This is a genomic window from Mesobacillus sp. QJM3NY_10 (genome assembly GCF_056173465.1).
Genome location: NZ_CM149675.1, coordinates 871,563 through 893,588 on the forward strand (window position 1 = coordinate 871,563; position 22,026 = coordinate 893,588).

Annotated in this window: 24 protein-coding genes and 1 pseudogene; 13 read left to right on the plus strand and 12 right to left on the minus strand. The window is 44.8% G+C overall.

Annotated elements, in window-relative coordinates:
* Positions 1 to 78 precede the first annotated feature (78 nt).
* Entirely contained in the window at positions 79 to 1,410 is a 1,332-nt protein-coding gene (locus AC0VX7_RS04395) for a polysaccharide biosynthesis protein (protein ID WP_475426846.1), read from the plus strand.
* Between the two features lie 114 nt (positions 1,411 to 1,524).
* A complete protein-coding gene (locus AC0VX7_RS04400) occupies positions 1,525 to 1,911 on the plus strand; it encodes a DUF1284 domain-containing protein (protein WP_475428078.1) in 387 nt (128 codons plus the stop codon).
* Positions 1,912 to 1,924: 13 nt separating this feature from the next.
* Here AC0VX7_RS04400 and AC0VX7_RS04405 read toward each other — a convergent pair whose 3' ends face one another.
* Positions 1,925 to 2,584, minus strand: coding sequence for a TrkA C-terminal domain-containing protein (locus AC0VX7_RS04405; RefSeq protein ID WP_475426847.1), 660 nt, complete (start codon positions 2,582 to 2,584; stop codon positions 1,925 to 1,927).
* Positions 2,585 to 2,673: 89 nt separating this feature from the next.
* Entirely contained in the window at positions 2,674 to 2,937 is a 264-nt protein-coding gene (locus AC0VX7_RS04410) for a hypothetical protein (protein WP_192469652.1), read from the minus strand.
* A 177-nt stretch (positions 2,938 to 3,114) separates the two neighbouring features.
* Here AC0VX7_RS04410 and AC0VX7_RS04415 point away from each other — a divergent pair, with 177 nt between their 5' ends.
* A complete protein-coding gene (locus AC0VX7_RS04415; RefSeq protein WP_475426848.1) occupies positions 3,115 to 4,053 on the plus strand; it encodes a magnesium transporter CorA family protein in 939 nt (312 codons plus the stop codon).
* Positions 4,054 to 4,085: 32 nt separating this feature from the next.
* Here the strand turns inward: AC0VX7_RS04415 and AC0VX7_RS04420 are convergent, their stop codons facing one another.
* The 3 genes from AC0VX7_RS04420 to AC0VX7_RS04430 all read right to left on the minus strand — a co-directional run bounded on the left by AC0VX7_RS04420 (position 4,086) and on the right by AC0VX7_RS04430 (position 7,359).
* Positions 4,086 to 4,418 (minus strand): DUF3243 domain-containing protein, encoded by a 333-nt coding sequence (locus tag AC0VX7_RS04420; protein WP_475426849.1) that lies wholly within the window; start codon positions 4,416 to 4,418, stop codon positions 4,086 to 4,088.
* A 971-nt stretch (positions 4,419 to 5,389) separates the two neighbouring features.
* Positions 5,390 to 5,758 carry a large conductance mechanosensitive channel protein MscL gene (gene mscL, locus AC0VX7_RS04425; protein ID WP_475426850.1) on the minus strand — a complete coding sequence of 123 codons (369 nt, stop codon included), beginning with the start codon at positions 5,756 to 5,758 and terminating at the stop codon, positions 5,390 to 5,392.
* Positions 5,759 to 5,859: 101 nt separating this feature from the next.
* Positions 5,860 to 7,359 carry a LuxR C-terminal-related transcriptional regulator gene (locus tag AC0VX7_RS04430; protein ID WP_475426851.1) on the minus strand — a complete coding sequence of 500 codons (1,500 nt, stop codon included), beginning with the start codon at positions 7,357 to 7,359 and terminating at the stop codon, positions 5,860 to 5,862.
* Between the two features lie 207 nt (positions 7,360 to 7,566).
* Here AC0VX7_RS04430 and AC0VX7_RS04435 point away from each other — a divergent pair, with 207 nt between their 5' ends.
* Genes AC0VX7_RS04435 through AC0VX7_RS04445 form a run of 3 tightly spaced genes read left to right on the plus strand, consistent with a single transcriptional unit; the run spans position 7,567 to position 9,860 of the window.
* Complete coding sequence (locus AC0VX7_RS04435) at positions 7,567 to 8,139, plus strand: DUF6230 family protein (protein WP_475426852.1); 573 nt, start codon at positions 7,567 to 7,569, stop codon at positions 8,137 to 8,139.
* Between the two features lie 15 nt (positions 8,140 to 8,154).
* Positions 8,155 to 8,547, plus strand: a complete 393-nt coding sequence (locus AC0VX7_RS04440) for a DUF6114 domain-containing protein (RefSeq protein WP_102261407.1) — start codon at positions 8,155 to 8,157, stop codon at positions 8,545 to 8,547.
* A gap of 11 nt (positions 8,548 to 8,558) precedes the next feature.
* Positions 8,559 to 9,860, plus strand: coding sequence for a hypothetical protein (locus tag AC0VX7_RS04445; RefSeq protein WP_475426853.1), 1,302 nt, complete (start codon positions 8,559 to 8,561; stop codon positions 9,858 to 9,860).
* Between the two features lie 41 nt (positions 9,861 to 9,901).
* On the opposite strand, the gene AC0VX7_RS04450 is transcribed toward AC0VX7_RS04445, so the two are convergent.
* Positions 9,902 to 10,174, minus strand: coding sequence for an acylphosphatase (locus tag AC0VX7_RS04450; RefSeq protein ID WP_475426854.1), 273 nt, complete (start codon positions 10,172 to 10,174; stop codon positions 9,902 to 9,904).
* Positions 10,175 to 10,290: 116 nt separating this feature from the next.
* Between AC0VX7_RS04450 and AC0VX7_RS04455 the strand changes: the two genes are divergently transcribed.
* Complete coding sequence (locus AC0VX7_RS04455; RefSeq protein ID WP_475426855.1) at positions 10,291 to 10,482, plus strand: hypothetical protein; 192 nt, start codon at positions 10,291 to 10,293, stop codon at positions 10,480 to 10,482.
* Between the two features lie 214 nt (positions 10,483 to 10,696).
* Here AC0VX7_RS04455 and AC0VX7_RS04460 read toward each other — a convergent pair whose 3' ends face one another.
* Positions 10,697 to 11,929 carry an aminopeptidase gene (locus AC0VX7_RS04460; RefSeq protein ID WP_475426856.1) on the minus strand — a complete coding sequence of 411 codons (1,233 nt, stop codon included), beginning with the start codon at positions 11,927 to 11,929 and terminating at the stop codon, positions 10,697 to 10,699.
* 200 nt (positions 11,930 to 12,129) lie between these two features.
* Here AC0VX7_RS04460 and AC0VX7_RS04465 point away from each other — a divergent pair, with 200 nt between their 5' ends.
* Positions 12,130 to 12,525 (plus strand): hypothetical protein, encoded by a 396-nt coding sequence (locus AC0VX7_RS04465; RefSeq protein ID WP_475426857.1) that lies wholly within the window; start codon positions 12,130 to 12,132, stop codon positions 12,523 to 12,525.
* A gap of 314 nt (positions 12,526 to 12,839) precedes the next feature.
* Here AC0VX7_RS04465 and AC0VX7_RS04470 read toward each other — a convergent pair whose 3' ends face one another.
* Together AC0VX7_RS04470 and AC0VX7_RS04475 are read right to left on the minus strand one after the other, a co-directional pair.
* Complete coding sequence (locus AC0VX7_RS04470; protein WP_475426858.1) at positions 12,840 to 14,108, minus strand: MDR family MFS transporter; 1,269 nt, start codon at positions 14,106 to 14,108, stop codon at positions 12,840 to 12,842.
* A gap of 147 nt (positions 14,109 to 14,255) precedes the next feature.
* Positions 14,256 to 16,352, minus strand: a complete 2,097-nt coding sequence (locus AC0VX7_RS04475; RefSeq protein ID WP_475426859.1) for a DNA topoisomerase III — start codon at positions 16,350 to 16,352, stop codon at positions 14,256 to 14,258.
* Positions 16,353 to 16,650: 298 nt separating this feature from the next.
* Between AC0VX7_RS04475 and AC0VX7_RS04480 the strand changes: the two are divergent.
* A pseudogene (locus AC0VX7_RS04480) lies at positions 16,651 to 17,082 on the plus strand (NUDIX hydrolase); the annotation flags it as partial.
* Positions 17,083 to 17,136: 54 nt separating this feature from the next.
* Positions 17,137 to 17,556: a GNAT family N-acetyltransferase gene (locus AC0VX7_RS04485; RefSeq protein ID WP_475428079.1), complete on the plus strand. Its 420-nt coding sequence runs from the start codon at positions 17,137 to 17,139 to the stop codon at positions 17,554 to 17,556.
* Between the two features lie 93 nt (positions 17,557 to 17,649).
* Here AC0VX7_RS04485 and AC0VX7_RS04490 read toward each other — a convergent pair whose 3' ends face one another.
* Both AC0VX7_RS04490 and AC0VX7_RS04495 read right to left on the minus strand, forming a co-directional pair.
* Positions 17,650 to 17,967: a YbjQ family protein gene (locus tag AC0VX7_RS04490; protein ID WP_475426860.1), complete on the minus strand. Its 318-nt coding sequence runs from the start codon at positions 17,965 to 17,967 to the stop codon at positions 17,650 to 17,652.
* Positions 17,968 to 18,096: 129 nt separating this feature from the next.
* Positions 18,097 to 18,261, minus strand: a complete 165-nt coding sequence (locus AC0VX7_RS04495) for a hypothetical protein (protein ID WP_023625746.1) — start codon at positions 18,259 to 18,261, stop codon at positions 18,097 to 18,099.
* Between the two features lie 116 nt (positions 18,262 to 18,377).
* On the opposite strand from AC0VX7_RS04495, the gene AC0VX7_RS04500 reads away from it, so the two are divergent.
* The 3 genes from AC0VX7_RS04500 (at position 18,378) to cydB (ending at position 21,593) form a co-directional block, all read left to right on the plus strand.
* Positions 18,378 to 18,989, plus strand: coding sequence for a peroxiredoxin (locus AC0VX7_RS04500; protein WP_475426861.1), 612 nt, complete (start codon positions 18,378 to 18,380; stop codon positions 18,987 to 18,989).
* Between the two features lie 233 nt (positions 18,990 to 19,222).
* Positions 19,223 to 20,575: a cytochrome ubiquinol oxidase subunit I gene (locus AC0VX7_RS04505; RefSeq protein ID WP_475428080.1), complete on the plus strand. Its 1,353-nt coding sequence runs from the start codon at positions 19,223 to 19,225 to the stop codon at positions 20,573 to 20,575.
* A complete protein-coding gene (cydB, locus tag AC0VX7_RS04510) occupies positions 20,565 to 21,593 on the plus strand; it encodes a cytochrome d ubiquinol oxidase subunit II (protein WP_475426862.1) in 1,029 nt (342 codons plus the stop codon). The genes AC0VX7_RS04505 and cydB overlap by 11 nt, the downstream gene beginning before the upstream one ends.
* Before the next feature lie 30 nt (positions 21,594 to 21,623).
* On the opposite strand, the gene AC0VX7_RS04515 is transcribed toward cydB, so the two are convergent.
* The gene (locus tag AC0VX7_RS04515; RefSeq protein WP_475426863.1) at positions 21,624 to 21,896 is read right to left on the minus strand and encodes a hypothetical protein; all 273 of its coding nucleotides are present in this window, start codon (positions 21,894 to 21,896) and stop codon (positions 21,624 to 21,626) included.
* Positions 21,897 to 22,026: the final 130 nt, after the last annotated feature.

A 22,026-nucleotide genomic window follows, 5' to 3' on the forward strand; every position in this document is an offset into this window, starting at 1 on the left:
ATCTCCCCCCTTTTCATATTGTCCGGACTTGTCTCATATGTTTATAGGAGTAAATGAGACAGGATTGGGAGAGAAGCTATGAATACTTTTTTAAAAGGGATGTCTATCCTCGTGATTGCTACTTTTCTGGGAGAAGTGGTGGAGTTCCTCGTCAATATGATTCTGGCAAGGGAGCTCGGGGAAAGCGGGATGGGGCATTACATGACGATATTGCCGACGATTTTCCTGATCATGATGCTTGCGAGCTTTGAACTGCCGGTGTCGATTTCAAAGATGATCGCGGAGAAGGATGAGTCTTACCACCGGAGCATGATCAAGCATGCCATCAGGCTTGCGGTGGTATTCACCACAGTTTTGCTGATTGCGGCTGCGATTGTGCTTCCAATCATTCCTGTGTTCAAGGATTATCACCCCCTGCTTAAATGGGTCGTGCTGTCACTCATTCCGGTGATGACGATTACCGCAATCGCCAGGGGATTTTTCATGGGAAAACAGGATATGGGGAAAATTGCGATTTCCCATTTTGTGAGAAGAGCTGTCCAGCTCATATTACTTTCAGCCCTTTTTCAGTTTTTTGAGTTTGGCAGTGAAACGGCTCTTCTTGTTGCTTTCTGCACACTGGCGGGCAGCGAACTCGTGGTATTCCTTTATCTATTACACTACTTCATTATGTCTTATCAGAGGATTAAAAGTGTGCCAGGTAAGCATGTAAGCGGGCGAGAGGTGAGAAAAAGCCTTGTGGAGGTCTCCGTGCCGACGACCGGCCTGAGAATTTTTCATTCCCTGACACATGCTGTCCAGCCATTTCTGATAAAATTTGCGATTGTCAGTGCAGGATTCTCAGCCGAAATGGCAACGGAACAATTCGGGATGATGGCGGGCATCGCGATGACGATTGGATTTTTTCCAGCGTTCATTGCCCACTCATTTCTCATCATATTGATTCCGACGGTATCGAAGGCCTATGCGGAAAAAGAATTCTTTAAGCTGCAAAAACTGCTTCAGCAGGTGATGCTGCTGACATTGCTTTATGGATTGCCGGCTGTCACTGCTTTTTACTTTCTGGCAGAGCCGTTGACCAATACCTTCTTTCATTCTAAGCAGGCAGCGGTATTTTTGCAGCTGCTGGCGCCATATTTCCTGTTCCACTACTTTACCATCCCAATGCAGGCCTTTTTGATTGGACTTGGATTGGTGAAGGATGCCTTTATTCACTCTGTCTATGCAACGATTGTTACCTTTTCTCTGATTTACCTGGTCGGCTCAAGACCGGAATGGGGGATGGAAGGGGTCATAATCGGCATGAATACTGGCAGTATGGTCATCCTGCTTCTGCATTACCTGACGATTTGCAAAAAAATCGGCATTACCTGGGTGGCTAAGAGAACGATTAAAGATTCGAGGTTTTAAAAGGAAAATAGGGATTCTTGCAGAATTAGTTAAACAGCTTAATTTTTCAGGAGTGATGGCGTGGAAAAAGTATTGCGCGGGCACCATCTCCTCTGTGTGCATGGTTTCCGGGGGATGGGATACAGTCCGGAGTTTGTGAAGAAGATGGAGAGCATCGTAAAAGATATACGCGACCCTGAGCAGGATTTTTACATAAAGGTAGTCGCTGCGTTTGATGACGCATGTATGTCCTGTCCGCATAGAGGCCTTGAGATATGCGAGGCGAGTGAGGGTTCGAATGAACATGTTCTGTCGATGGATGGAAATGTCATTCGTCATCTGGGACTGGTGCCAGGTGAACGTTATCTAAAATCAGAGCTTGTTAAATGGACTGCCGAACAGGTTGAACCTGATGACCTGGATGTTCTTTGTAAAAACTGTTCATGGCTATCATATGGAGTGTGCAAGGAAGGGATAGCCGAACTTCGTGAAAATAAAAAATGCCTGACGCGTAATGGTTGATATAACCATCGTGTCAGGCATTTTCAAATATTTTTTCTATCCTTGGGTTATTGCCGTATAAAACTAGTTTGTCGCCAGGCTCCAATTTGGTATCATATGCTTTGTTGCGGATATTGATCTCGCCCCTCTTGATGAACAGGAGCATGACATCATCCTCTTTATCCACTATTTCATCAAAAGTCTTATCTGCAAATCGGGAATCTTCATTTATAGTGATTTCCCTGACCTCGTCTTCCTCGTCCATCAAAAGTACATCGCTGATTGGCAAATCGGCTAACTCGTAATTCTCCTTCAATTCACTTTTCATCTTTTTAGCCATCATTGTTTGTACGAATGGTGCTCTCAATACAAATAAGAGTACTACAAGTCCGCCTGCGATATAGGCAATTTCCATCGTGTAAAAATTATCCGTTAAAAGATTGCTGATGGCAGAAATAATCACCGCAAGCGAGAAGGCCCCAAACAGAATCAAAAATGCACCCAATTTTCTCCGGACCGGATGATCAATGATCAATTCAGATTCACCGGTCGTAAAACCCGTGCCGGTAAGCATGGAAATGACCTGGAACCGCGCGATTTTTCTGTCCAGCCCGGTTGCAACAAAAATCGAGGTGTTAATCTCAATCACAGTAAAAACAATGAACAGATATATGAAAATAAATAGAATACCCATAGCCACCATCCCCCTCGCAGTATCTAGTATTGAACGGCGAGGTGTGAATTAAACAAAAATAGACCGGGGAAGGCTTTCCCCGGACATCTTTATCGCTGTTCTTGTAAGTTCTCGTTGTAATAGTTGACTCCGTACATTGCGCCTTCGCTGACCATCTTGTTGTCTTCAACATCCATTGGGTCAGGGTTGCCAGCTTTTTGTACAGGAACGACATTTGTTTTAGATGGCATGATCTTTTCTTTTACCTGTGTGGCCATCTCTGTGAGTTTTGCTTTATTTTCAGGCTTCATCGCCATCCACAGTGCTGCGGCTCCAGCACCTAACATAACTGCATTTTTTGTTTTGGTTTGCATAGTTTTTCCCTCCTATATTAATTGTGGTTAATTGCGCTATTTCTATTGTCTATATTCCTATTTACCCGGTCCACAACACTGAGAAACATTTTTAAAATGGAAGCTCTGCCAATCGTTTCAAAACTTCTTTTTAAGGGAAGAGTATTACTTGATTATTAAAAGAAAGGTCTGAGACCATTGCGCCATACATTTAATGAGAATAAATGGAAGTGGTTTGATTATGTAAATGGGGACCAGCAGAAATTAAGAGAGCTGGTATCAAATAATCCTGAATATGAAAATTGGTTTGAAAATATAAAAGACAGCAAAACAAACTTGCTTGAGCTCGACACTCAAACAAGGGGAGAGGAATATATTTGGGGTTCCCTTATTTACCAACAGGATATTGAGGATAAGGGCCAGAAAAATATTTTTCACTTTTGGATTAGCAGGGACTTCTTTATATTGGTTGATTTCGACTTTGCCGTTCTTAAGGCAAATCCCGTCGCAGTCCACAAACAAATGGACCAGGCAGAAAATGCGGTAGAAGGATTTTTTATCATATTGGGAGAAATTCTTGCGAGCTATCTACAAAAGATTGATGGGTATGAAGAACGGCTTCATGATCTTTTATGGGAAATGAAAGAGCATAATAACCGTGAAATTCTTGAAAAAATATACGAAAATCGCCACGAATTATTGGTTTGGAAAAACATGGTCATCCCTATTGTGGAATTAAGATTCATTGCAGAAGAAGCCTATGGCCGTGAGATACATGAAAAAATGGAATTCAGCAGGGTTGTCACTCGTGTCGAGCGGATTCGGACATTGCTTGATGAATATCAGCATGCAATCGATACGATGGTCAATCTCGAAGAAGTGGTCTCTACCCATCGAGGAAATGAAATCATGAAAACCCTGACTGTCATGACGATTCTATTTACTCCTGTTACAGCATGGGGAGCGGTGTGGGGAATGAATTTTAAGGTCATGCCTGAGCTCGAGTGGAAGTTTGGCTATGCATTTGCGGGAGTTTTAATTTTAGCGTCCACCGTGGGGATTTATTATTACTTGAAAAAGAAAGGCTGGATGGGAGATATTTTGAGAGTGAAAAAGAAGAATAGGTTCTTTGGATAAGATAGAAAAAATCGCCCGGAGGGGGCGATTTTTTATTCTGCCAATTTTACGAGCATATGTGCCAGCGCATGCTGCTCTTCCTTTGTGCCGACCTTCCAAAGCTCCTGCAGCAGCTGCTCCTCTTTGTTACGCGGTGTTACGTTATCAGCAAGATAACCGGCTACTTTTTCAGCCGTTTTCGCAAGCTGCTCTTCATCAAGTCCAGCTGTTTTGCCAAGCTTGACACGTTTGCTCAGATAAGTTCTGAATTCATTAAAGTCCCCCAGAATCTCATCAGCCTGCTGCGTATCCATCCGATCAAGGGTCTCATCCACCTTGCTAGTATCCACTTCGCCATCTTTATGAATCATATGGTCTTTTTCCATGTTAAAAACCTCCTTGTAAAAGATATATATTAAATACCCTGATGCCGGAAACTAGTAAACCTTGAGGAGCACATTCAGTTGAGAAAGTGTAAGAGGGAAAAATCCTAAAGCCGAATTTTTCCTGGCGCAAATATCTTGTGAGGTGTGATACTTTGAGGCTCTTTTCGTTTGGGATAAAGTTCTATTTTTAAATCTAAATAGACGCCAAAATGGAAAAATTCCAGGTGCTTAATTTTTCCTTGATTGTAATACAATACTTATATGAAAAGAGCTCTATCAAAAAAGGTGCGGGCCACTTGGCCTGCACCTTTTTTGAGTCCGACATACGGACGATGGGAGGAGTATTCAGCTGTTGCTATTCAATTTTGCGCTACTGGGGTAGATCGATTTTAAATGTATCGATTTAAGACCAGCGTGCCTTGAGACAGCAGCGCGAATCTTCCTCCGCTTGCATAGCCAATGACGTATTCCGAAGTCGCCGTAAAGTCTTTCAACTTAACCAGTCCCTTCCTTACTAGTATTGGCCTTGCTCTTATCCTGCGGTCGAACTTAGAGGAGTGCTTTGCTCAAGCTATTCAATAGCAATGTGGTCAATCGATATTAAGTCCATCGATTTAAGACCAGCGTGCCTTGAGATAGCAACGCAAATCTTCCTCCGTGTGCTAAGCCAATGACATATTCCGAAGTCGCCGTAAAGTTTTGCACTTTAACCAGTCCCTTCTTGGTTGTATTGGCCTTGCACTATACATATACCCGGGTGAAATCACAGAAAACTAAATAAACTTAATAAAAAGTTGGCATTAAAGCTAAATATTGGAACAAGCATAAAGGCAGCCGCTAAGGACTGCCTTTAGATTGTTTTTTTAGTCATCGCTACTATAATGAAACGCAGGTTAACAGGTTACCTAATTATATTTGTTATGTATACGGGTGACAGTTACAATCGGTTTCATCCAGCATAGGAAAAAACTTTAGATATGCTTTTTTTCCTTCAAAAGATCGCGAATCTCCACTAAAAGCTCTTCTTTAGCGTCAGGTTTTGGAGCTGCAGGTTTGGCTTCTTCTTTTTTACGATAGCGGGTGATAATTCTAATGAAGAAAAATATAGCTAAGGCAGTAAGGAAAAAATCCATGACAGACTGTAAGAATGCCCCGTATTTTATCCCGTTGTATGTCAGTTCTGAAAAATTAGCTCCAAAAGTAGCAAACCCTATGATCGGCATGATGATGTCATCGACAAGCGAGGAAACGATCTTCCCGAACGCAGCACCGATGATTACACCGACAGCGAGGTCTAGCACATTGCCTTTAAAGGCAAATTTCTTGAATTCATTCCACATCCAATATGTACCTCCTATAAAATAATATCTCTTATATTCTGCGAGATTGTGAGGCAAAAAGCAATAGGTCCTGCTCCCATTAGGGGGAGCAGGACCAAGTTTTACTGAATCAGCCTCATCTTCAACGCTTTGACCGCGGCATCGGTCCGATTCTTCGCGTCGAGTTTCTGGATGATGGCTGAAATATAGTCACGTACGGTGTAGGAACTGAGGTGAAGGGATTCGGCCGCTTCGTTGATGGAAGCCCCTTCGGCAATCAGCTTTAGCACCTCACGCTCACGGATAGTCAGAACTGCGCGCTGGACGCCGAAAAGCTGGACGGCATCCTCATAATACTGATTCAACAATTCCCCGCCATATTGTCCGAACTTGATCAGAGCGGTGAGAGTTTGATTGTTGACGGTAAATGATGTATTTTCTCCACGATCAAGCAGGGCGAGACCAATCAATTTGTTTTCCACAGGCACGTAAATAGGCAGGACGACCAATGATTTCAGGCTGTAGTCGTGAACGTATTTTCCAGGCAGGATTTCAGATGCATCTTCGATAAAAATAGGTTTCGAATGGCTGAAATGCTTTAAGTATTTTGTCAGCAGCGGAAATCCGGCTATGCTTTCCTTGATATGCTGTACAGAGCCTGTATGGACGTTATGGGCATGGACGCCGACCCCGCTGTGCTCTCCCGGTGAGTAGATGAAAAGGGCGCAGCGTGAAAAGGGCAGATAATCGACCAACCCCTGGGTGATCATTTTAACGGCCTCCGAGGCACTTTGAGAATGGATCAGCCGCTGCTGGAACAGAAGGGTGGCATCCTTCCACTCAAGCTCGCTTTCAAGGTGATTCAGCTTCATCTGTTTCAGATACATTTTTCGAAGCGTCTCTTTTTGTTCATCTGTCACGGTCTCAACTTTTTCCTTCACACAAATTAACAATGTTTCAGTCAAACAGGGAATCGTGATGATTTGCGGCTGGTCCTGACCTGGTGACAATAATCTGGAAAGCGCCATCGCCAGGTCTGATGTATGCTCAGCTTGAAGTCCCTCACACATGGTGATCAGCTGTTCATTCACTACAAGGTCATCGCCACAGACGACTTTACTCACTTTGCATTGCGCTTTTTCATTACGGATGACGGCAAGCCAATTACTAGGCACAGCACGCAGACTCAACATCATCTTCAGCCATTTGTCATCTTGGTATTCCAGTTGCTGGGTGTGCAGAACCTTGTCGAGGATTTTTGTGAAAAAAACCTGCACCGCCTGATGCTCAAGGAATCCAGCATTTTTTCTTTTTAAAACCTTATGGAATAAGTTTTCAACTGCACTGATCAGAAAGATAGCGTCAAAATCATCGACGAAATCGGGATGTCGTTTTTGCCACCTAAGGACTAATAAATGGATGAAATCATTTGAAGATTCAAAAGTGGTCTGTGAAAGGTTATTGAAGCCATAGACAATCATGCTTTCAAACTCAGATACAAGCTCGTTCTGCCAGGCTTTCATGTCCTTCTTTAAATGGGACCATTCTTTAAGAAACGGTTTCTCGCATTCTTTTAAAAGAACCAAACCTCTAATGGCCAAATCCTCAATCTTATGTTCCATCAGGCAACCTCACTCTCAAATTCTGGTAAAATACCATTCGTTTAAAAATTTAGATTTTTGTCCGTCAATGCTTTATACCCCGTCATTTAACGGGGTTAACACCTTGTTAACGATTTTTTTCGGAGTTGTAGGCTTGATTTTTCGGGGATATGTTATAAGCAAGAATTAATTTTGAATTTTAAAAATATTTAATTGGAGGTGGCTTTCTTGAACGGAGCTGTCGTAATGGAAAGCAAGACGAATAAAAAGGTTTTTTGGGGTGCCCTGTCAGCAGGCCTTCTTGCGCTGGGGATCTTACTTATTTCTTTCGGTGTATCGGGTGTGGCTTATGCAGTCCCGATTGCAGGTGTAGGAGATTTTTATGTTGAGTTCGATAAGCTTGAAGGAGAAGGCTACACATTCTATCCGAAACTGGGTGAAACAAGCAGTTCAGACGCAGCGCCACAAGGTACAAATATCATTGAAAAGCTGACCATCGACAACCTGCAATTATACAAGGATTTTCAGGTAGGCGGGGATTGGATCCGGGTGAAAATCCAGGCATCAAAACCTGTACAGATTTCCGGACTGCAGCATGATGCCGGCTTGATCGAGGCGAACGCCAAGTTCCAAAACCTTGCGCTTGCAGAAAACAATAGCACGGACTGGACAAAGCAGTTCCAGCAGACATCAAGCACCATCATCCTTGAGAATGCCAAATTGAAAACACATTACTTATTCCAGGAAACGATCAATATGGCCGGCATGAAACTGACCGTGGAAAAAATCGATAAGAAATAATCGAGGTGATAGGGAATGGTTTTTAAAAAATGGAGGCATACGAGGCCTTTTTTCGGAGCGATATTAACGGTCTTAAGCGGCCTGATGATTTTATGGGTGCCACTGAACTTGTATCTCAGCACCTTTCTCCCAGGATCAGTTGCCGTCATCGGCTTGCTGTTTGGCGGGCTGATCACGCTGATGGGACTGATGTCCTTCTTTTTGCCAAGTGCTTCTAAAGCATTGGGCATCATCGTGATTTTCCTGTCGATCCTATCCGTCATCGGCGCTCTGGGCGGCTTCCTGTTCGGAACGGTATTCGGAATCATCGGCGGGGCCTTGCTGACAGCATGGCGGATGGTGCCTGCGGAAGAATCCGCGGGAACACCAAGTTCCGACGTGCCTGCGCAGCCTGCCAAAACGGGGTGAAGGGAGAAAATATGAAGCTTGTAAAACATCGATTGTTTTTAATAGTGATGAGCATTCAGCTTGCTGCATTATCCTTATTCCCTTTTATCGAAAAAGTGAATGCAGCGGCAAGCGATGTTGAGGGATTTATTATCCAGGCTGACAGGGTCGTTGGTGAAAATATGAAGGCTATGATTGTGGCTGGTGAGACATCTGAATCAAAAGCAAAGCCGATGCTACGGATCACCTACGATTCCGCACAGATTTATGGCATGAAACTGACAAAACAGTTCGCGACCCCAGGAGGAACTGTAAGCATCACGATGAAAGCAAGTGGTCCGGTTTCTATAAAAGGAATGCAGGTCGATGCCAGTGCCATTTCATTCAAAGGAGCATGCGTCCATGCAGCAAAGGTAATCCCGAATGCTGCACTCGAAGGAGTGACGATGGTCGCCCATTCGATGAACGCAACTAACAGCAGTCTCGACCAGCTTCAGCTGCAGACGGTAAATGGCAACGGCGGAGTCCAGAAACCAGGCACTTTGAAAATTTTACAGGACCTTGGATCAATGCCTTTTGAACAAATGAACAAGGAAATCAAGAAAATCACTTCCGGACAACTTCCGCTGACGTGCGAAGGAGCCCCTGATGGAAATTCTGAAGTAGTGGAGGATACAGTAGGGGCAGTGACCGATCCAGTCGATGACATGCTGGATGAAGTAACCGACCCGCTTGATGGAACAATCGGGAAAGTCACCGATCCTCTCGAGGATACTGTGGGGAAAGTGACAGATCCACTGAAAGACACAATTGGTAAGGTAAAAAATCCACTAGAAGACACAATCGGAAAAGTGACTGACCCATTAAAAGATACGGTCGGCAAGGTGACAGATCCATTAAAAGATACGGTCGATAAGGTGGCCACTCCTTTGGAAGGGACCGTTGGCAAGGTAACTGAGCCTGTAAAGGATGTCGTCAAGGAAACGACGGACACGGCGAAAAAAGTGACAGAGCCAGTGGTCGAGCCTGTGAAGAAAACAGTAGATGGAACAGCTAAAACAGCGTGCGAAAAGCTGGAAGCTGTAAATGGCGAGATCACAAAGGAGCTGGCGCTGGAATTAATCGACAAAGCGCTGGCAGAAAACATAATGCTAGATGAACTTTGCCCGACAGACGCAACATTGACACAGCAGCTTGAAACATGGACAGAAGGGCTGCTTGATTCTCTCGGACTGCTGTCACTTCTAGGGTTGAAGCCTAGTGAGGAAGAACAACTGAAGAAATTGCGGGAGGCTATTTTAAAAGAGCCTGATGGATCGATTATAGACATTTAATTTTTTACACAACAAAGGCAGAGGATAATTCCTCTGCCTGTTTAATATTTTATTGCAAATGACTTATAGGTTTCGGTTTTCTCCGTTTCGTTCACTTCAATGTGGTCAACAGTGGAGAAAGGATTGCCCCTGCGGACCTCATCAGTGAACTTTTCAAGGTCAGCCCTGGAACCTGAAGCTAGAATTTCAACGCCGCCCTCCTGAAGGTTCTTCACCCAGCCCGTAATTCCAAACTGGATCGCCTTCATTTGAGTATAATACCGATACCCCACACCCTGAACATCCCCCGTTACAATAATTTGTAATTGGATCAAGACGTCGCCCCCAGATAAACGAATAGGTTAACAATATATCTAATGTTTTATGTAATAATTTCTTGGTAACTTCATTATAGCACAGTGTTCTGGGGTACATAAGGCGAAAAAAAGGAATGCTCCCTTTATTAAAGACATTCTTTGTGGATGGTGCTGAAAATCCTTATTCAAAAATATCGAGCGTATCCATTGCCCCAAGTGTAAAAGGAAAGCCGTTGCATTGCCCCAAATGGCAGGAAGGAAAGGAAAAAGGTAAAAGGAAAGCCGTTGCATTGCCCCAAATGGCAGAAGGAAAGGAAAAAGGGTAAAAGAAATGCCGTTGCATTGCCCCAAATGGCAGAAGGCGAGGAAAAAAGGTAAAAGGAAAGCCGTTGCATTGCTCCAAATAGCAGAAGAAAAGGAAAAAGGGTAAAAGGAAGACAACTGTATTGACTCAAACGGCAGAAGGGATAACAAACTGACGGGAAGTTAAAAAACAGCCGAACAAAATGTCCGGCTGTTTTCATTCACACATATACAATCTTACAACGCCCAGTCTCCATTACGGAACACTGGCTCGGCATTTCCATCTGAAGTGATTCCGTCGATGTCCATTTTATCGGAGCCGATCATGAAGTCGACGTGCGTGATGCTTTCGTTCAGGCCATTTTCAGCCAGTTCTTCTGAAGACATTGTCTTGCCGCCCTCTACGCAGAATGCATAAGCACTGCCGATTGCGAAGTGGTTTGACGCGTTTTCATCAAACAATGTGTTGAAGAATAAAACATTTGATTGTGAAATTGGCGAGTTAAATGGTACAAGGGCAACTTCACCAAGATAGTGTGAGCCTTCATCTGTCGCCACAAGCTGCTTCAGGATTTCTTCGCCTTCTTCTGCTTCGACGCCGACGATTTTTCCATTTTCAAAAGTAAGCTTGAAGTTGTCGATGATGTTTCCACCGTAGCTAAGTGGCTTTGTGCTTGATACGTAGCCGTTCACGCCAGTTTTCAACGGTACAGAGAAGACTTCTTCAGTCGGCATGTTTGCCATGAATTCATTGCCTTGCTCGTTCACGCTGCCAGCACCAACCCAGATGTGCTTTTCTGGAAGCTCGACTGTCAGGTCTGTGCCTGGTGCTTTATAATGAAGCTTTTTGTAACGCTTGCTGTTCAGGTAATCAACTTTTTCATGAAGGGAAGCGTCATGATCTTTCCATGCTGCGACTGGATCTTCAGTATCTACGCGAACTGCCTTGAAAATCGCATCCCAAAGCTTCTGAACAGCAGTTTCAGCTGTATCCTCAGGGAATACCATTTTCGCCCATCCTTCAGAAGGAACGGCAATAACAGTCCAGCTTACTTTATCGGATTGTATGTATTTGCGATATTTTGAAAGCGCCGTTCCAGCAGCTTTCTGGAAGTTTGCAATACGCTCAGACTTTACACCTTTTAATAGGTCAGGACTTGAAGAAACGATTGACATGAATGCCGCACCATTTTCCGCAAGCTCTTCCACTTCGCGCGCGCGCCATTCAGGATACTCGTTGAAAGCCTTATCAGGTGCAAGGTCATATTTTGTTCTGTTAACAGTGTCATCATTCCAGTTTACAACGACGTTTTTAGCGCCGGCTTCGTATGCCTTTTTCGCAACAAGGCGGACAAACTCAGCGGAATCAAGCATTGTATTGATGACAAGCGTCTGGTCCTTCTGGATGTTGACGCCAACCTTGACAGCAAGGTCTGCATATTTTTCTAAATTCGTTTTGAAATCACTCATCTATTTCGCCCCTTTTCTGAATCTTCTTTTATATTGTAACGATTTTATAGAAAAAAAGAAACTTAAGACATTCGACTTAACTAGACATTGGGAAGGCTTCCTTTCTGTCTAAAATTGCTAGCCTATCAAACTGGCATTCTAACATCAGCGTAGGGTAAAATAGAGCGGTATACAAAAGGGGTATAGGAGGACTTTTTTACATGAAATTCGATGTTGTCTTGTTGCGGCTATCGGCGATTTACGCTTTCGTTGGTGCGTTCATGGGCTCGCATATGGCAGGTGCCGGGGACTATGCAATCCGCCCGGTCCATGCGCATATTTTGGTTGTCGGCTGGCTGAGTTTATTTGCATTCTCCAGTTACTATCGTTCCTACGTGGTGCCCAAAACTTCAAAACTAGCATTATTCCATGTCTGGACAGCAATCATTGGAAGCTTCGGCTTGACTCTAGGCATGTGGCTTTATAACGTGAAACCATTCCCGCTGCCAGAAACATTCACAATGGTGTTTTATATCGTCGGCGGATCCACTTTGCTGCTAAGCTTCCTGCTATTTGTGTTCATGACATTCAAGTATAGCGATGCAAAGGTAAAATAATAGAGAAAAATCCATGCAGAATCAGTTTCTGCATGGATTTTTTGTCCGCTGGGATAAGTTTTTTAAATATATGAACCACTTTTAGCATCCTATCAGCGTGACTTCATTAATTTATTGACGAGAATAAAATAATTCGACCACTTTTTTAAATAATTCGACCACATTTCCGAATAATTCGACCACATTTCCGAATAATTCGACCACTTTTTCAAATAATTCGACCACATTTTCGAATAATTCGACCACATTTTAAATTTATTCGACCAACTTCATATTTTCCACCTATATCCGAGCTGTTAACTGCATAACGTTTCTTAAACCCCCGCTGCTTTCCTATTCTCATACATCTTGAACATAACCCAGAACAGTACTGCGCTTAAAACGGCGAGAATGCTGAGGATGGTGAACGTCCAGCCATAGCCGATCCAGACGGTGAGCGGAATGCTGATTGGTGCAATCGTCCTGCCTACCGTATAGCGCAATGAAGCGGCCGCAAAATACTGGCCGCGCATTTTCTCGGGTGCCAGGTTGGAAATGAAGGTTTGTTGCAAACCCGCGGTCATCAGTTCCGCCAATGTGAACACAGCCATCGCTGCAATTAAACCCCATATCCAATTTGTCGCACCGAACATCAAAATCGCCACTGCATAAATAAGCGAGGACAATACAAATACATTCCGTTCGCGGAAACGGGTCACCCATCTTGTTACAACGACAGTAAAAAGGGCAACCAGCAAGCCATTTTCAGATAGAATCAATCCAAAGGCCTGCTCGCCATTTACTGTGAAAACCTTGCTGCCGAGCTCGAGCACGGTTTGATTATGGACCGTATCCTTTGTGTAAACAGGGAATAGCAAATCAAGCTGCATGAACGTTTGTGCCGCTAAAATCCCTGCAATGATGAACATGAGGAAAATTTTATCCTGGACAATGACTTTGTAATCGGCAATTTGATCCATAAGGAAGCTATACCATTTTCCATTCTCTGCCCGTGCCTGCCTGGCTGAAGCAGGTACCGTTTCACGCGTCCATTTTGCGAGGACAAGCGCAAGCAGGATGGAGATAATCGCTACTGCGATCATCAATTCAAACCGATATTTTACATAAAAAATCGCTCCGAGAATCGGGCCGACAACAACGGCGATATTGATCTGCGTATAAAAAATCGCGAATACACTGCTGCGGTCTTTTTCCGGGACCACGTCCGCAACCATCGCCTGGCTGGCTGGCCAGTAAATGGAGCCGAACATCCCGACGAGCGTAAAGCAGATGAACCCGAGTATCGGTGAGGTGAACCATGGTGAAACCGCGTAGGCAAAAACAAGGAAGGCAATTCCCTGGCCAAAAGCAGAAATCACCATCATCCGTTTGCGCCCGAACCGGTCGGCGGTATATCCGCCCATCAAATTGGCGAATACCGAAAAGACCTGGGATAAGACGAGCAGGAATCCCGCGTTGCCCTTCCCGAAACTTTCAGCAAAATATATCGTCAAAAACGGGAAAAACATCCAAAATGTTATATTCATTAAAGCCTCGCCAAACAAGCGAATCTTCAAGTTTCGATCCCAATCCCTTATCCTCATGATGTTTCTCCTTTTATATCTAAAATAGAACCAACGAATATCATACTACTTCAAAGGAATTTTTAACAAGTTAATTCATTCTACATATTCCACTCTCATTGAAAATAAAAAAAAGCGGCACAATGGCCGCTTTAGAGTAACTTGTTTCTAATCCTTATCCTCCATCGCAGCTTTCAGCAAGTCTCCGAGACTGGTGCCGAAGTTTTCCTGGGATGGTGAGTATTTTTCCTTCAACTTGCGCTCCTCACGTTTGGATACGCCTTTTTTCTTCTTATCTTCGGCCTTTTCGACGACATTACAGCGTCGGCACTGGAAGTAGGCGCCTGCCTTGCCATTGTGGATTTCCATCCGTTTGTGGCACTGAGGACAGCGTCTTTGCGAAAGCTTAGGGTCCTTATGCTTGCGGAAGCTGCACTCAGGACTGGAGCAGACGAGGATGCGCCCATCTTTAGTCTTGCGTTCTTTCATGAACTCACCGCACTCAGGGCATTTTGAGCCAGTCAGGTTATGGGCGCGATATGTTTTGTCGCTTGTCTTGATTTCAGATACTAGGCGGGCCGTCTGCTCGCGGATGCGTTTCTTGAACGCCTTTGGATCCCCTTTGCCGCGGGCGATCTCTTCAAGTTCCTTTTCCCATTTTGCCGTCAGTTCAGGGGAAGTCAGTTCATCGTTTACCAGGTCGATGAGCTGCTTGCCTTTTTTCGTTGGATACAGGCGGCCGTTCTGGCGTTCCACTACCTCAGAAGAAATGATACGCTCAATGATTTCAGCTCGCGTTGCCGGAGTACCGAGTCCGAATTTCTCCATTTTTGCAAGGATATCCGATTCAGATAGGCGAAGCGGCGGCTCGGTCATTTTTTTATTCAATGTAACCTGGCCCACAGAGTAGCTCTTGCCTTTTTCAAGGTGGCCCAAAGATTGTGTACCTGCATCATCTTCGTCTTTTCCTAGCACCTTTTTAAAACCGTGCTCAAGAATATTCGTTTCCCGAGCTGATAATGATTCACCCTCCACATCGAAGTTAGCATGAACCACTTCAAACTGATATGCCGGGTAAAATAAAGCCAGGAATCGGCGGACGATCAAATCGTACAGCTTCCGTTCATCTGGTGACAAATCGGCAAGGTGAAGTCGCTCCTCTGTCGGGATGATTGCATGGTGGTCAGTGACTTTCTCGTTATTGAATACCTTGCGTGTCTGAACTTTGCCTTTCTGTGCAAGCGCCGGCTTTGCTTCATCACGGTATCCAGACATGATGCCTTGCAGGCGGTCTGCCATTGTCGCTTCCATATCGGTCGTCAAATAGCGCGAGTCCGTACGAGGATAGGTGACGAGCTTATGCTGTTCATACAAACCCTGCAGAACATTGGATGTTTTCTTGGCAGAGAAGCCGAAGCGTTTATTGGCATCGCGCTGCAGTTCTGTCAGGTCATAAGGAAGCGGCTGCGGTTCCGACTTTTGCTTGCGATCCAGCGACTTCAGCTCAGCTTTCTTATTGGACAGTTTCTTTTGAATTTGTTCTGCTTTTTCCTTTGAAAAAATCCGCTTTTCGCCTTTAGTCTCCCACTCTGCATTCAACGAGCCGACCTTTGCCTGGATGGTCCAGTAATCCTTTGGCACGAACTTATTGATTTCATCCTCGCGTTCCAGGACCATTGCGAGTGTTGGTGTTTGGACACGCCCGGCTGAAAGAGGGTCCTTGAATTTCGTTGTCAAGGCTCGGGAAACATTCAAGCCGATCAGCCAGTCAGCCTCGGCACGGCAGACAGCGGACTCGTACAGGTCTTCAAACTGCTTGCCAGGTTTAAGATTTTTAAAACCGTCCTTGATGGCGCGGTCTGTTTGCGATGAAATCCACAGTCGCTTGATTGGTTTCTTCCAGTTAATGCGCTGGAGAATCCATCTGGCGACAAGCTCACCCTCACGCCCGGCGTCAGTCGCAATAATAAATTCCCCTACATCCTTGCGTTCAGCTAGATGCTCAATTGCCTTGAATTGATGGCTCGTCTGCTTGATCACCTTCAGCCCCATTTTATCGGGTATGATTGGTAGCTCTTCAAGCTTCCATACCTTATATTTTGGGTCATAATTCTCGGGCATTTTCAATTCAATCAAGTGGCCGAGCGCCCAGGTGACGATATATTGATTTCCTTCAAAATAGCTTTTATGAGTTTTATTGCAGCCAAGAACACGCGCAAGCTCGCGGGCAACACTTGGTTTTTCTGCAAGTACTAATGATTTCATGATTGCTCCTTTCAAAACACAACAAATTTACGTATGCTTTACTTATAATATCAAATTTATCTAATCTCAACTTCGAGAATTGTCTAGCTACAGCGCCTAGCCCCTCGAGTCGCTTCGGTCCGCCCAATGAAGTCACAGAACGACTTCACCGGTCGGCCCTCCGAGGCACAGGACGTGCTAGACCCGCCAGCCACACGATGTGGCGTTTTAGGCGGGCAGCGCTTGTCGGGGCTTAGCGAGGCGCTTCCGCTTTTCTTAGTATAAAGGAAAAAAACGTTTTTTTGTAATGGGGGAGAGCATGAGCGATTATATAAAAGAAATCCGCGCACTTATCGGCAGCAGGCCATTCATTCTGGTTGGCTCTGCTGTGCTTGTTTTTAATAGGCAGTATGAAGTGCTGCTGCAGCTAAGGACTGATACTGGCAAGTGGGGGATTCCGGGGGGCGCGATGGAACCTGGGGAAAGCTTTGAGGAAACTGCTCGCAGGGAACTGATGGAGGAAACAGGACTTCATTTAAAGAGGCTGAAGTTTGTAGATGTGGCTGCTGGAAAAGAGTACTATTTCCGATATCCAAATGGCGATGAGATTCATAATGCGATCGCCTTGTATGCCTGCGAGGAATGGGAAGGAGCGCTGCAAATGCTTGATGGTGAAAGCAGGGATCTTCGCTTTTTCCCAATGGATGAGCTGCCTCCGCTAACGGAAAGGCAAGAGCTGATTATTAACAAGATTAAAGACAGCGGATTGCTGCCTGAACTCAGGGAAATTAATATCGAAGTCATCATGGAGTGTGCTGAGGTGCTGGACCTGCAGAGAAAATCTTACAAGATCGAAGCAGGGCTGATTGGCACAGATGAAATTCCGCCGTTAAAAGAAACATTCGAGCAGCTCCAAGATTGCGACGAGACCTTTATGGGGTGTTATATAGAAGGGAGGCTCGCTGGGGCGGTCTCTTTTAAAAAAGAAGGGGAAGTAATCGATATTTATCGTATGATGGTTCACCCTGAATTTTTCCGCAGAGGAATTGCCCAAAAGCTAATTGCTCAATTAGAACAGATTGGCTACTCAGAAATGATTGTCTCAACCGGGGCAGCGAACACTCCGGCTGTGAAGCTTTATGAAAAACTCGGCTTCGAACGACAGGAAGACTCCGTAGTCGGTAATGGACTTGCACTTGCTAATTTTAAAAAACAACAGGTTTAAAGTTGTAGTAAGATTTTGGGTTCGAAAAAACGAAACAATGTCTATTCAGCTATAGCATGAAAAGGCCTGGCGCTTAGCCAGGCCCTTACCGTATTATTCTTTTACATAAACAGCTGTGCCCGTAGCAATGCACATCATCATGCCTTCCCTTAATGTTTCAAAATCAAGGTCGACACCGATCACGGCATTAGCGCCCATTCGGCGAGCCTTGTCTTCCATTTCGCGAATCGCGATTTCCCGGCCTTCTGCCAGTTTGTTTTCGTAAGCCGAACTCCTGCCTCCGATTACATCAGTAACACTTGCCAGAAAGTCGCGTACCACATTTGCGCCCATAATTGCTTCCCCGGAGACTACTCCTAGATATTTCTCAACTTCCTTTCCTTGCAAAGTCGAAGTAGTAGTTATGATCATATTTATATTCCTCCTCGATTTTTATGTCCGGCTGTTTATAAGCTGTGAATAACTACATATACGATTCCCTTAGGAAAAAGTTTCAATCAAAAAAGAACCCGGCGATTATACGCCAGGTCCTGCGATATTTTACACTTCGTCTTCCTCTACACGATTTTTGAATGCCTCCTGGACGACGAGAAATTCCTCATCTTCTTGTGCTTCGGTCTCAGGTCGCTTTGCTTTCAGTGCACCTGAAGGCAGGTCGCCAGGATGGCCTTTTTTCTTGTGGTTGAATTCTTTGCCTCTGCTCATTCATGAACCCTCCTTTCTTGTCCGTTGTAGTTTTTCCTGTTGGGACCTGAAATATAAAAAATCTGTTGCATATGATTGTATAGATACAAATTTTTATGAGAGAAAGGGCGGCTTAAATGAACGAAAAATTGTACGCTCAAGATTTGGTTGAGTGCCCGACTGTTTTTTGCGCGAACCGTGATGACCAGGCTCCGCTTTTTACAGCAGATGCGTTAATTAATGGTGACATAAAGAAGATTAACCTCGAGGATTATCGGGGGAAGTGGGTCATTTTATTTTTCTACCCAAGTGATTTCACCTTTGTCTGACCGACAGAACTGGCGGCGGTCGCCGCTGTTTACCCTTATATCCAGTCGCTGGGTGCTGAATTGCTGGCCATCAGCACAGATAGTGTTTATTCGCACAAGGTGTTTAAGGAAACTTCTCCGTCATTGAAGAATGTTACGTATCCAATGGTAAGTGACAGGACACAAGTCATCAGCCGTGCTTACCGTGTTCTAGATGAAACGACCGGAGCCTGCTTCAGGACATCGGTTTTCATCGATCCAGAGGGCATTATCAGGGCAAAGCTTACCTATCCAGGGAATGTCGGCCGCAATCTTCCTGAGCACGTAAGGATGCTGCAGGCTTTCGAATATGCCAAGCAAACGGGCAAAGGTGTGCCGGCGAACTGGGTGCCCGGCCAGCAAGGAGTCAGTACAGACCCATCCAATATAGGGAATATTTAATCCAGCAGGCTCTGTTAAACAGGGCCTGTTTTTTATGTCCAGCTCCAGCGCTCGTCTTGGCTGACCAAGTCGCTAACGCTTTTCTTATTTGTCTGTGACCAGCATCACACTCAAAGGATAAAATTGTCACAAATTCTCTACAAAAATCTTCGATATCACTCACAAAGTTTTTTTAAAATAGAATTAAGATTATGTTAAAAATTTCACAAACTAAAAATTAGGAGGAACCAATGATGGAAGAGGTCCTGATATTAAGTCGGATCCAGTTTGCTGTTACGGTGTTTTATCATTTCTTATTTGTTCCATTAACGATTGGTTTAGTCATTCTCGTGGCCATCATGGAGACAAAGTATGCGCGCACCCTGGACCAGACGTATAAAAGGATGGCGGATTATTGGGGAAAACTGTTCGCCATCAACTTTGTGCTTGGCGTGATTACCGGGATTACGATGGAATTCCAATTTGGCACGAACTGGTCCGAATACTCAAAGTATATGGGAGATATTTTCGGATCGCCGCTTGCGATAGAAGCACTGGTCGCTTTTTTTCTTGAATCGACCTTTATGGGCATCTGGTTGTTTGGCAAGGATAAGTTTTCACCGAAGCTGCGGGCGATTTCGATTTGGATGGTGGCCCTTGGCACGAATATTTCGGCGCTCTGGATTATCACAGCGAATGGTTTCATGCAAAATCCAGTCGGTTATGTCCTAAACAATGGCCGTGTCGAGTTGGAAAGCTTTTCAGAGCTTGTCACCAATCCTTATGCCTGGTATATGTTCGTACATACAGTTGTGAGTGCTTATATTGTCGGAGCATTCTTCATGATGGCGATCAGTGCTTATCATCTGCTTAGGAAAAATGAAACTGCATTTTATAAAAAGTCATTTAAGTACGGTCTCGCCATGGCGCTATTTTCGGCAACGTTGACGCCATTCATCGGCCACCAGTCAGGTGTGTTCGCAGCGAAAATGCAGCCGGCAAAAGGCGCAGCGATGGAGGCGGTCTGGGAAACACAAAAGGACATGCCATTCCATCTGATCCAGATTCCCGACCAGGAAAACGAGCGTAATGCTTTTGAGGCCATCAGCATACCGAAACTGGGCAGCTTTTTCTATACAAACTCTTTTGATGGCGAAGTCACTGGATTGAAGGATATTCCTAAGGATGAACGTCCGAATGTGGAACTGGTCTTTTACGCCTTCAGGGTCATGGTGGCACTCGGAGTCTTTTTTCTGGCTGTTTCCTGGTACGGCTTGTACCTTTACCGGAAAAATAAGCTGGAGAACTCACCTCGGTACTTGAAGCTGGTTCTTTATTCGGTGCTGCTTCCTTACCTGGCGATCAATGCCGGCTGGATGGTAGCCGAAGCAGGAAGGCAGCCGTGGGTTGTGTATGGTTTGATGAAAACATCGGAGGGAGTATCGCCAATTGCTATGTCCCAGGTCGTATTCTCTTTGGCGGCTCTCGTCATTTTCTATACGGTTCTTCTGGTAGCAGATGTTTATTTAATCATCAAATACGCGAAAAAAGGTCCTGAATCAGAGGTTAAATACGGCCTGGAAGGAGGCGTGAAGCATGTCTCATGATACACTTGCAATCATTTGGTTCGGTTTGTGGGGATTGATTTGGACGGTTTATTTTATCCTCGATGGTTACACTCTTGGAACGGGAATGCTGTTCCCGTTTATTGCGAAAAACCGACAGGAGCGTAACCAGCTGCAGGAGGCAGTTGGCCCGTTCTGGGGCGGAAATGAAGTCTGGTTGATAACCGCAGGTGGAGCAACATTCGCGGCCTTCCCAGCTGTCTACGCCGATATGTTCAGTTTTTTATATACGCCGTTATTCCTGGTACTCATCGCCTTGTTCATCCGGGCTATAGGACTCGAATTCATGCATAAGGATGACAATCCGCTCTGGCAGGCTACTTGCAAATGGGGTTTTTTCACCGGCAGCTTCTTGATCGCCTTCTTATTCGGGGTGACATTCTCCAACCTTTACCGCGGGTTGTTGATCGGCGCCAATGGGTATGAAGGCAATTTGTTCAGCCTGTTGAACGGTTACGGAATTCTGGGAGGATTATTGTTTGTTTCATTGTTCCTTCTGTCAGGATCTCTTTGGATTCAGCTGAAAACAGCAGGGCAAACAGCAGTACGAGCATATAGATTTTCAAGGATTTTAGCTGGAGTGGCTCCAGCCGTTTTGTCACTGTTTTTCCTGGCAACTGTGAACAGGACGCCATTGCTCGACAACTACTCAGAGCACCCAGTCCTTTGGATTGTGCCGGTTATCGCACTGACTGCGATGCTAGCGGCAGCTTACTTTATTTTCAAAAAGAAAATCGGGTATGCCTTTACCGCTGTCTGCGTGACGATTTTTACTAAGATGGCTTTCGGTTTCGTCGGGATGTTCCCGAACATGCTGCCATCCAAAATCGATACTGCCTATAGCGTCACACTTTTCGATGCCGCCGGTAGCAAGCTGAATCTGACCATCATGTTCGTCGTTGCAGTCATCTTCGTGCCAATCATCATTGCCTACCAGTCCTGGAGCTACACGCTTTTCAAGGATAAAATAATGAAGGAAAGCGCAAAAGGATACCAATAATAATGAAAGGCGTCTGGTTAACCAGACGCCTTATTTACCGTACATCTTAATGTTATAAAGCAATAGCTGGAAGATGAAAAACGCTGCTGCAGGGATAATAGTATGGAAAGCGATAAATAATGGCATTCCTTGAATTCTCTCCTGCTCAACTAAGGTCGAAACACTGCTGTCCATCACCACCGTAATCATTACCGCAAGCACCAGGCTCAGGATCAGCTTCAATCCTCTTCGTGCTGCATCTTTGCCCTCAAGGTAAGCACCGAATCCTATAACAGTTAATATTCCACATAAAATAAAAGACATTGAAGAATTCCTTTCTAATTTAGTTGCTTAATATATCTTCGTTCAAAAAAAGGAAAATCCTCTAAAGCGTGTAATTCATTTTACGATGGACATAAGTTAGCTCTAATGGCTGTTCCAAGCAAGAAGTTGG

Bases quoted from the DNA above. Each gene is read 5' to 3' on its own strand.
- cydB (WP_475426862.1), top strand. From the start codon at position 20,565: ATGTCTCATGATACACTTGCAATCATTTGGTTCGGTTTGTGGGGATTG.
- mscL (WP_475426850.1), bottom strand. From the start codon at position 5,758: ATGTGGAATGAATTCAAGAAATTTGCCTTTAAAGGCAATGTGCTAGAC.
- AC0VX7_RS04460 (WP_475426856.1), bottom strand. From the start codon at position 11,929: ATGAGTGATTTCAAAACGAATTTAGAAAAATATGCAGACCTTGCTGTC.
- AC0VX7_RS04495 (WP_023625746.1), bottom strand. From the start codon at position 18,261: ATGAGCAGAGGCAAAGAATTCAACCACAAGAAAAAAGGCCATCCTGGC.
- AC0VX7_RS04445 (WP_475426853.1), top strand. From the start codon at position 8,559: ATGAAGCTTGTAAAACATCGATTGTTTTTAATAGTGATGAGCATTCAG.
- AC0VX7_RS04470 (WP_475426858.1), bottom strand. From the start codon at position 14,108: ATGAGGATAAGGGATTGGGATCGAAACTTGAAGATTCGCTTGTTTGGC.
- AC0VX7_RS04395 (WP_475426846.1), top strand. From the start codon at position 79: ATGAATACTTTTTTAAAAGGGATGTCTATCCTCGTGATTGCTACTTTT.
- AC0VX7_RS04455 (WP_475426855.1), top strand. From the start codon at position 10,291: ATGCTCCCTTTATTAAAGACATTCTTTGTGGATGGTGCTGAAAATCCT.
- AC0VX7_RS04515 (WP_475426863.1), bottom strand. From the start codon at position 21,896: ATGTCTTTTATTTTATGTGGAATATTAACTGTTATAGGATTCGGTGCT.
- AC0VX7_RS04410 (WP_192469652.1), bottom strand. From the start codon at position 2,937: ATGCAAACCAAAACAAAAAATGCAGTTATGTTAGGTGCTGGAGCCGCA.
- AC0VX7_RS04400 (WP_475428078.1), top strand. From the start codon at position 1,525: ATGGGATACAGTCCGGAGTTTGTGAAGAAGATGGAGAGCATCGTAAAA.
- AC0VX7_RS04440 (WP_102261407.1), top strand. From the start codon at position 8,155: ATGGTTTTTAAAAAATGGAGGCATACGAGGCCTTTTTTCGGAGCGATA.
- AC0VX7_RS04420 (WP_475426849.1), bottom strand. From the start codon at position 4,418: ATGGAAAAAGACCATATGATTCATAAAGATGGCGAAGTGGATACTAGC.
- AC0VX7_RS04490 (WP_475426860.1), bottom strand. From the start codon at position 17,967: ATGATCATAACTACTACTTCGACTTTGCAAGGAAAGGAAGTTGAGAAA.
- AC0VX7_RS04475 (WP_475426859.1), bottom strand. From the start codon at position 16,352: ATGAAATCATTAGTACTTGCAGAAAAACCAAGTGTTGCCCGCGAGCTT.
- AC0VX7_RS04465 (WP_475426857.1), top strand. From the start codon at position 12,130: ATGAAATTCGATGTTGTCTTGTTGCGGCTATCGGCGATTTACGCTTTC.
- AC0VX7_RS04405 (WP_475426847.1), bottom strand. From the start codon at position 2,584: ATGGGTATTCTATTTATTTTCATATATCTGTTCATTGTTTTTACTGTG.
- AC0VX7_RS04505 (WP_475428080.1), top strand. From the start codon at position 19,223: ATGGAAGAGGTCCTGATATTAAGTCGGATCCAGTTTGCTGTTACGGTG.
- AC0VX7_RS04485 (WP_475428079.1), top strand. From the start codon at position 17,137: ATGGAGTGTGCTGAGGTGCTGGACCTGCAGAGAAAATCTTACAAGATC.
- AC0VX7_RS04430 (WP_475426851.1), bottom strand. From the start codon at position 7,359: ATGGAACATAAGATTGAGGATTTGGCCATTAGAGGTTTGGTTCTTTTA.